7 protein-coding genes are annotated in these 7,838 nt (G+C 68.1%); 2 read left to right on the forward strand and 5 right to left on the reverse strand.

Annotation, left to right across the window (positions count from 1 at the left end; all coding sequences use genetic code 11):
- Nucleotides 1-3: 3 nt before the first annotated feature.
- Nucleotides 4-1,863, forward strand: coding sequence for a 1-deoxy-D-xylulose-5-phosphate synthase (gene dxs, locus AC27VN_RS05300; protein ID WP_490875889.1), 1,860 nt, complete (start codon nucleotides 4-6; stop codon nucleotides 1,861-1,863).
- 1 nt (nucleotide 1,864) lies between these two features.
- Here the strand turns inward: dxs and AC27VN_RS05305 are convergent, their stop codons facing one another.
- The 5 genes from AC27VN_RS05305 to AC27VN_RS05325 all read right to left on the reverse strand — a co-directional run bounded on the left by AC27VN_RS05305 (nucleotide 1,865) and on the right by AC27VN_RS05325 (nucleotide 6,440).
- Nucleotides 1,865-2,596 (reverse strand): ABC transporter ATP-binding protein, encoded by a 732-nt coding sequence (locus tag AC27VN_RS05305; RefSeq protein ID WP_203205018.1) that lies wholly within the window; start codon nucleotides 2,594-2,596, stop codon nucleotides 1,865-1,867.
- Nucleotides 2,593-3,381: an ABC transporter ATP-binding protein gene (locus tag AC27VN_RS05310; RefSeq protein WP_490875891.1), complete on the reverse strand. Its 789-nt coding sequence runs from the start codon at nucleotides 3,379-3,381 to the stop codon at nucleotides 2,593-2,595. The genes AC27VN_RS05305 and AC27VN_RS05310 overlap by 4 nt, the downstream gene beginning before the upstream one ends.
- 8 nt (nucleotides 3,382-3,389) lie before the next feature.
- Nucleotides 3,390-4,253, reverse strand: coding sequence for a branched-chain amino acid ABC transporter permease (locus AC27VN_RS05315; protein ID WP_208508801.1), 864 nt, complete (start codon nucleotides 4,251-4,253; stop codon nucleotides 3,390-3,392).
- 2 nt (nucleotides 4,254-4,255) lie between these two features.
- Nucleotides 4,256-5,137, reverse strand: a complete 882-nt coding sequence (locus AC27VN_RS05320) for a branched-chain amino acid ABC transporter permease (RefSeq protein ID WP_490875890.1) — start codon at nucleotides 5,135-5,137, stop codon at nucleotides 4,256-4,258.
- 148 nt (nucleotides 5,138-5,285) lie between these two features.
- Nucleotides 5,286-6,440 (reverse strand): ABC transporter substrate-binding protein, encoded by a 1,155-nt coding sequence (locus tag AC27VN_RS05325; RefSeq protein WP_203205021.1) that lies wholly within the window; start codon nucleotides 6,438-6,440, stop codon nucleotides 5,286-5,288.
- 270 nt (nucleotides 6,441-6,710) lie between these two features.
- On the opposite strand from AC27VN_RS05325, the gene AC27VN_RS05330 reads away from it, so the two are divergent.
- Nucleotides 6,711-7,790, forward strand: a complete 1,080-nt coding sequence (locus AC27VN_RS05330) for a TRAP transporter substrate-binding protein (protein ID WP_208508799.1) — start codon at nucleotides 6,711-6,713, stop codon at nucleotides 7,788-7,790.
- The last annotated feature ends 48 nt before the right edge of the window (nucleotides 7,791-7,838 follow it).

Genomic DNA, 7,838 nt, shown 5'->3' on the forward strand with positions numbered 1-7,838 from the left:
TCCATGGCCGCTCCGCTGCTCCCCACGCTCCACGATCCGTCCCCCATCCGCCAGTACGACCGGGCCCAGCTCAAGCAGCTGTCCGACGAGGTGCGCGCCTGCGTGCTCGACAACGTCTCGCGCACCGGTGGCCACCTGAGCTCGAACCTCGGCACGGTGGAGCTCACGGTCGCGCTGCACCACGTGTTCAACACGCCGCACGACCGGCTGGTGTGGGACGTGGGCCACCAGACCTATCCGCACAAGATCCTCACGGGTCGGCGCGAACGCATGCCCACCCTGCGCCAGCTCGGCGGCATCTCGGGCTTTCCGCAGCGCAGCGAGAGCGAGTACGACACCTTCGGCACCGCGCACTCGTCGACCAGCATCTCGGCCGCGCTCGGTATGGCCATGGCCGCCAAGCAGAAGGGCGAGGACCGCTTCACCGTGGCCATCATCGGCGACGGCGCGCTCACGGCCGGCATGGCCTTCGAGGCGCTCAACAACGCGGGCGTGTGCGACTGCCGGCTGATCGTGATCCTCAACGACAACGACATGTCGATCAGCCCGCCGGTGGGCGCGCTCAACCGCTACCTGGCGCAGTTGATGAGCGGCAACTTCTACGCCGCCGCCAAGAACGTGGGCAAGAGCGTGCTGCGCGCCGCGCCGCCGCTGTTCGAGCTGGCCAAGCGCTTCGAGCAGCATGCCAAGGGCATGGTGGTGCCGGCCACGCTGTTCGAGCAGTTCGGCTTCAACTACGTGGGCCCGATCGACGGCCACGACATCGACTCGCTGGTGCCCACGCTCGAGAACCTCAAGCATCTCGAGGGCCCGCAGTTCCTGCACGTGGTGACCAAGAAGGGCCAGGGCTACAAGCTGGCCGAGGCCGATCCCGTGGCCTACCACGGCCCCGGCAAGTTCGATCCGCAGGTCGGCCTGGTCAAGCCCGCGTCGGCGCCCAAGAAGACCTTCACGCAGATCTTCGGCCAGTGGCTGTGCGACACGGCGGCCAAGGACGGCCGGCTGGTCGGCATCACGCCCGCGATGCGCGAGGGCTCGGGGCTGGTCGAGTTCGAGCAGCGCTTTCCCGACCGCTACTACGACGTCGGCATCGCCGAGCAGCATGCCGTGACCTTCGCCGCGGGCCTGGCCTGCGAGGGCCTGAAGCCGGTGGTGGCGATCTACTCGACCTTCCTGCAGCGCGGCTACGACCAACTGGTGCACGACGTCGCGATCCAGAACCTGCCGGTGGTGTTCGCGCTCGACCGCGCGGGCCTGGTGGGCGCCGACGGCGCCACGCACGCGGGTGCCTACGACATCCCGTTCCTGCGTTGCATCCCGAACATGAGCATCGCCTGTCCCGCCGACGAGCGCGAGACGCGGCAGCTTTTGACCACCGCCTACGAGCAGGACCACCCGGTGGCCGTGCGCTATCCGCGCGGCGCGGGTGCCGGCGTCGAGCCGCACCTCGCGCTCGACGGCCTGCCCTTCGGCAAGGGCGAGCTGCGCCGCCAGGGCAAGCGCATCGCCATCCTGGCCTTCGGCACGCTGCTGTATCCGGCGCTCACGGCCGCCGAGGCGCTCGACGCCACGGTCGCCAACATGCGCTGGGCCAAGCCGCTCGACGTGGAACTGCTGCTCGAGGTGGCGCGCTCGCACGAGGCGCTGGTCACGCTCGAGGAAGGCGCGTTGATGGGCGGCGCGGGCAGCGCGGTGCTCGAGGCGCTGCAGGCCGCGGGCGTGCAGGTGCCGGTGCTGCAGCTGGGCCTGCCCGACCGCTTCATCGAGCACGGCGACCCGGCCAAGCTGCTGGCCTCGATCGGGCTCGATGCGGCGGGCATCGAGCAGTCGATCGCGCAGCGCTTCGGCCGCGCCGCCGGCTGAATCAGCTGCCCAGGTAGGCTTCCTGCACCTTCGGATCGCCGAGCAGGTCGCGACCGCTGCCCGACAGCACGATGCTGCCGGTCTCGATCACATAGGCCCGGTCCGCGATCTTCAGTGCCTGGCGCACGTTCTGCTCCACCAGGAAGATCGTCAGGCCCTGGCGGTTGATCTCGCGCAGCGTGCGGAAGATGTCCTGCACGATGATCGGCGCCAGGCCCATCGAGGGCTCGTCCAGCAGCAGCACGCGCGGCTTCGCCATCAGGGCGCGGCCGATCGCCAGCATCTGCTGCTCGCCGCCCGAGAGGTTGCCGGCCAGGCCGTCGGCGCGGTCCTTGAGCACCGGGAACAGGGCGTAGATGCGCTCCAGGTCGGCCGTGCGCGCGGCCGCGCCGTCGCGCCGCGTGTAGGCGCCGAGCTCGAGGTTCTCGCGCACCGTCAGCGTGGTCAGCGTGGCGCGGCCCTCGGCCACCTGCACCACGCCGCCGGCCACGATCCTGTGCGGCGCGAGCGCGGAGATGTCCTGGCCCGCGAACACGACGCGCCCGGCGGTCTTCTTCACCAGGCCCGACAGCGCCAGCAGCGTGGTCGACTTGCCGGCGCCGTTGGCGCCGACCAGCGTGGTGATCTGTCCTTCGTGCAGTTCGAAGTCGATGCCCTTGACGGCCTGCACATGGCCGAAGGAAACCTTCAGGCCCTGCACCTGCAGCAGGGGTTGTTTGCTGAGTGCGCTCATGCCGCGGCCTCCGGTTCGTTGGTGGCTTCGTCGTCCTCGCGGCCGAGGTAGGCCTCGATCACCTGCGGGTCGTTGCGGATCTGCTCGGGGCCGCCGCGCGCGATGATGCGCCCGAAGTTCAGCACCGCGATCTGCTGGCACAGGCCCATCACGAAGCGCATGTCGTGCTCGATCATGAAGACCGTGAAGCCGCGCGCCGCGATGTTCTCGATCTCGACCATCAGCTCGCTCTTCTCGGTGCTGTTCATGCCGGCGACCGGCTCGTCGAGCAGCAGCAGCTTGGGCTCGGTGGCCAGCGCGCGCGCCAGCTCCAACTTGCGCTGCTCGCCGTACGAGAGGTTGTCGGCGATGTCGTGCGCCTTGTGATCCAGGCGCACCCAGCCCAGCAGTTCGTGCGCGCGCTCGCGGGCGCGCTTCTCCTCGCCGCGGAACAGGCCCGAGCCCGCGAGCAGGCCCATCGGGCCGTAGCGCAGCTTCGAATCCATGCCGACGATCACGTTCTCCAGCAGCGACATCTCCTTGAAGACGCGGATGTTCTGGAAGGTGCGCGCGATGCCGCCGCGCGTGATCTGGAAGGGCTTGCGGCCCGCCAGGTCGCGGCCCTCGAAATGGATGCTGCCGCTGGTGGTCGGCAGCAGGCCGGTGATCAGGTTGAACACCGTGGTCTTGCCGGCGCCGTTCGGTCCGATGAGCCCGAAGATGCCGCCCTGCGGAATCTCGAGGTTCACGTCCTGCAGCACCTTGAGTCCGCCGAAATGGCGCGACACGTTCTTCAATCTCAGCAGGGGTTGGCTCATGCCGTGCTCCCCTTGCGGCCGAACCACTGGCGGATGCGCGCCGGGTCCCAGATGCCCTTGGGCAGGAACAGCACGATCAGCACCAGGATGAAGCCGTTGACCACGAGGCGGAAGGCGCCCAGGCCGCGCAGCATCTCGGGCAGCAGCGTGAGGATGGTGCCGCCGAGCACCGGGCCGGTGAGGCCGCCGATGCCGCCGAGGATCGCCATCGTGAGGATGTCGACCGCGCGGTTGAAGCCGTACTCGGACGGGCCGATGAAGAAGGTCAGGTGCGCGTTCAGCGTGCCGGCCAGGCCGGCGATCGCGCCGCCGAGCACGAAGGCCAGCATCTTGTGGCCCGCCACGTCGATGCCCATCAGGCCGGCGGCGGTCTCGTCCTCCTTGATGGCCTCGAAGGCGCGGCCCACCTTCGAGCGGCGGATGCGCCACAGCACCAGCAGCACCAGCACCAGCGCGAGCGCCACGTGCCACCACTCGGTCGACTGCGGGATGCCGTTGAGGCCCAGGGCGCCGCCCGTGAGCGACTCGGCGTTGAGCACGGCGATGCGCACCACCTCGCCGAAGGCCAGCGTGGCCATCGCCAGGTACACGCCCGACAGGCGCAGCGTGGGCTTGCCGATGGCGAAGGCCACCAGTGCCGGCGCGGCCATGCCGGCCGCGATGGCGACCGGGAACGGCACGCCGTAGTTGAGCGTGAGGATCGAGGCCGCGTAGGCGCCGATGCCCATGAAGGCCGCGTTGGCCAGGGCCAGCATGCCGCAGGCCAGGGTGAGCCAGATCGAGAGCGCCAGCAGGCCGTTGATGCCCAGCGAGAGCACCAGGTTGCTGTAGACCGACCAGAAGTTGTCGAGCGCTTCCATGGTCAGACCTTGCGCTCCTTGAGCGAGCCGAACAGGCCCTTGGGACGCACCAGCAGCACCAGGAACAGAAGGCCGAAGGCCACCGCGTCGCGCATGGTGGAGCCCACGTAGGCTACCGACAGCACCTCGGCGAAGCCGAGGAACAGGCCGCCGAGCAGCGCGCCGCGGATGTCGCCCATGCCGCCGAGGATGATCACGGCGATGCCCTTCTCGAGCATCGGCTGGCCCATCAGCGGGAACAGCGCGTTCGAGTACAGGCCGATCAGCACGCCGGCCACGCCGCCCAGGCCGGCGGCCACGAAGGAGGTCAGGTAGAACAGGCCCTCGACGTTCACGCCCACGAGGTAGGCGGCCTTGGGCGATTCGGCGATGGCGCGCAGCGCGCGGCCGAGCTGCGTGCGCTGCAGCGACAGCAGCAGCACCGCCATCAGCGCGAAGGACGCGATGATGATGCCGAGCTCGAGCGCCGTGACGTGGATGCCCGCGAGCACCAGCGCGTCGTCGGGGATGGTGCCGGACGGGAAGCGCAGGTTCTCCGCGCCGAAGATGCCCTGCACGCCGTTGTTCAGGATGATGGCCACGCCGATGGTGGCGATCATCGGGATCAGGTGGGGCGCGTCGCGCTTGCGCAGCGGCTTGAGCACCAGCACGTCGATCAAGAGGCCCAGCACGCCGCACAGCACGAACGCGAAGGGCAGGCCGGCCCACAGGGGCAGGCTGGTCAGGCGCATGAACTCGGCGGCCGCGTAGGCGCCCACCATGAACACCGCGCCATGCGAGAGGTTGATGACGCCGAGCACGCCGAAGATGAGTGTGAAGCCCAGCGCGAAGAGTGCGTAGACGCACCCCAGCGACAGGGCGTTGACAAGCTGCTGATCGAGCACGATGGGCTTTCGTCGGGCCGCGGCCGAAGGGCGCCGCGGCGAATCAAAACAGGAAGAACGAAGGGCGCAGTGGGTCGTCCTGCGCCGGGTGCAAAAGGCAAGGCGGGCCGCGCGGCCCGCCGCGAACGGCGAGGGTGCCGCCCCTTGCTTACTTCTCGATCACGAACTGCGTGCCGCGCGTCACGCTCACGATGGCCGTCTGTTGCGCGTCGTAGCCGGCGGGCTTGCCGGCCTTGTCCTTGGCGCGCGCGAAGGTGAAGGCGCCGGTGGCGCCGGTCCACTTCACGTTGGGCAGCGCGTCGCGCAGGGCGGTGCGGTCGGCCGGCAGGTTGCCCGACAGCTTCACGCCCTTGAGCGCCTGCGCCACCACGTACAGGCCGTCGTAGGCCTGGGCCGCGAACTGGTCGGGCGCGACCTTGAACTTGTCGTTGTAGGCCTTCTGGAACTTGGTGTTCTCGGGCGTGGCGTTGCTGGCCGACCAGGGGCTGCCGACGTAGAGGTTGTCCGAGCTGCCCTTGGCCAGGTCGAAGATCTTGGTCGAGTTCATGCCGTTGCCGCCGATGACCGGCACGTTCAGGCCGAGCTGGCGGGCCTGCACCATGATCGGCGCGCCCTCGGCCAGCAGGGCCGACAGCACGATGGCGTCGGGGTTGCTGGCCTTGATCTTGGTCAGCTGGGCCTTGAAGTCCACGTCGCCCTTGGCGAAGGTCTCGGTGGTGGTCACGGGCAGCTTCAGGTCCTCGAGGGCCTTCTTGAAGTTGTCGTAGCCGCTCTTGGTGAACACGTCGTCGTTGCCGTAGAGCACGGCGACCTTCTTCACGTTGGCGTGCTTGATCGCCACGCGCAGGGTCTCGGGCAGCACGTCGGCCTCGGTCACCGAGTTGCGGAACACGTAGTCGCCGATCGAGGTGATGCCGTCGGCGGTGTTCGAGGTGCCGAAGGCCACCGTCTTGGCGGCCTGGGCGATCGGGTCGGCGGCCTGGGCCGAGTTCGACAGCGTGGGGCCGAAGGTCATCAGGACCTTGTCCTGGAAGATCAGTTTCTTGAAGACGTTGATGGCGTCTTCCTTCTTGCCCTGCTCGTCCTCGATGGCGAGGACGATCTTGTCGCCGTTGATGCCGCCGGCGGCATTGATCTCGTCGGCCGCGAGCTGGAAGCCGTTGCGGATCGCGGCGCCGTACTGGGCGGCACCGCCGGACAGCGCGGCGGCGACGCCGATCTTGATGTCGGCGGCTTGGGCGCCGAAGGCGGTGGCTGCGGCGAAGGCGAGCAGCGCGGGCTTGAAGGAATGGGAGAGTCTCATGTCGGATGCCGTATCGGAGGTGTGTGTAAGGCGGATTAACATTTTATGCCTCGTCCGAATTCGGGCTTGCCGGGGGCCTTGCCGGGCTCGCCGCGGGCCTGCTCGCGGGCCGTGGCGATGGCGTGGCGCGCATCCGCCGTATTGCTGCAGCGCAGGGTAAACCCCCGCCGGTCGCTGTAAGCGCGTTTTTACAATCGCCCGGGCTTCTACAAGAGTCCCCAGCGGTCACAAGCCGTGCGTCGTTTTTTCCAAGTATTCGGAGAGCTATCCATGGATCGTCGTTCCCTCATCAAAAACGCCGGCATCGCTGGCGTCCTGGCTGCCGGCATCGCGCCTGCCGTTCATGCGCAGGCCACCGTCCGCTGGCGCCTGGCGTCGAGCTTTCCCAAGTCGCTGGACACCATCTTCGGCACCGCCGAGGTGTTCGCGAAGAGCGTCAGCGACATGACGGGCGGCAAGTTCCAGATCTCGGTGCATGCCGGCGGCGAGCTGATGCCCGCGTTCGGCGTGGTCGACGGCGTGCAGAACGCCTCGGTCGAAATGGCCCACACGGCGCCGTACTACTTCTACGGCAAGGACCCGACCTTCTGCCTCGGCTGCTCGGTGCCCTTTGGCATGAACACCCGCCAGCAGAACGCCTGGATGTACGAAGGCAACGGCCTGAAGCTGATGCGCGCCTTCTACGCCAAGTACAACATCATCAACCTGCCCGGCGGCAACACTGGCGCGCAGATGGGCGGCTGGTTCCGCAAGGAAATCAAGTCGGTCGCCGACCTCAAGGGCCTGAAGTTCCGCACCAACCCGTTCGCGGGCAAGGTGCTCGAGCCCTTCGGCGTGATCCCGCAATCGATCCCCGGCGCCGACCTCTACCCCGCGCTCGAAAAGGGCACGCTGGACGGCCTCGAGTGGGTCGGCCCGTACGACGACCAGAAGCTGGGCTTCAACAAGATCGCCCCGTTCTACTACTACCCCGGCTGGTGGGAAGGCGGCCCCGAGCTCGACTTCTACATCAACACCAAGGCCTGGGAAGGCCTGTCGGCCGACTACAAGGCGATCGTCGAGGCGGCCGCCGCGCACGCCAACATCACGATGACGGCCAAGTACGACGCCAAGAACCCGATCGCGCTCAAGCAGCTCGTGGGCTCGGGCACCAAGCTGCGCCCGTTCTCGCAGGACGTGATGAACGCGGCCTTCAAGTCGGCCCAGCAGGTCTACTCGGACCTCAACAACTCCAACCCCGAGTGGAAGAAGATCTACGGCGACTGGTCCAAATTCCTGGCCGACCAGAACGCCTGGTTCCGCTACACCGAAGGCACCTTCGACCGCTTCATGCAGCAGCAGAAGCTGTAAGCGCGGCGACGAAGACTTCGCTCCGTATCGAAAGCCCCGCCGGCAACG

This window comes from Variovorax sp. 20P10.2.4 (assembly GCF_058244205.1).

Bases quoted from the DNA above. Each gene is read 5' to 3' on its own strand.
- dxs (WP_490875889.1), top strand. From the start codon at position 4: ATGGCCGCTCCGCTGCTCCCCACGCTCCACGATCCGTCCCCCATCCGC.
- AC27VN_RS05305 (WP_203205018.1), bottom strand. From the start codon at position 2,596: ATGAGCGCACTCAGCAAACAACCCCTGCTGCAGGTGCAGGGCCTGAAG.
- AC27VN_RS05315 (WP_208508801.1), bottom strand. From the start codon at position 4,253: ATGGAAGCGCTCGACAACTTCTGGTCGGTCTACAGCAACCTGGTGCTC.
- AC27VN_RS05325 (WP_203205021.1), bottom strand. From the start codon at position 6,440: ATGAGACTCTCCCATTCCTTCAAGCCCGCGCTGCTCGCCTTCGCCGCA.
- AC27VN_RS05330 (WP_208508799.1), top strand. From the start codon at position 6,711: ATGGATCGTCGTTCCCTCATCAAAAACGCCGGCATCGCTGGCGTCCTG.